1 pseudogene is annotated in these 422 nt (G+C 42.7%); it reads left to right on the top strand.

From position 1 onward, the window contains the following. Nucleotides 1–422 (top strand): annotated as a pseudogene (locus GTU69_RS17420) (ISNCY family transposase); the annotation flags it as partial.

Below are 422 nucleotides of genomic sequence, written 5' to 3'. Positions count from 1 at the left end.
ATCGATATCATCTTCGCTAACTCCCCCCAGGCCAAAGGTCGCGTAGAACGTGCCAACAGAACCTTACAGGATCGCTTGATCAAGGAGATGCGGTTAGAAGGTATCTGTTCGATTGCCGAAGCAAATGCATGGCTGCCTTGCTTTATCGAGCAATTTAATCGTAAATTTGCCAAGATGGCTTTTAATCCCAAGGATCTACACAGGGATATCACTGAAACCGCCGAGGAATTAGATGATATTTTTACCTGGCGTGAACCCCGCAGAGTCACGAACAGCCTGACGATTACTTATGATAAATGTGTATATCTTCTGGAAAATACAGAAGAAAATAAGAGGCTAATCGGTAAATATCTTGAATTTCTAGAATACCCGGATGGTACGGTAGCGATTGAACATCAAGGCAGAAAAATCAATTACAGCAT

Origin of the sequence: Acinetobacter sp. SA01 (genome assembly GCF_011319235.1) — a bacterium.
In the GTDB taxonomy this organism is placed as follows: domain Bacteria; phylum Pseudomonadota; class Gammaproteobacteria; order Pseudomonadales; family Moraxellaceae; genus Acinetobacter.
Note: the sequence above shows the minus strand (reverse complement) of the source record. Positions and strands in the feature narration are given on the sequence as shown.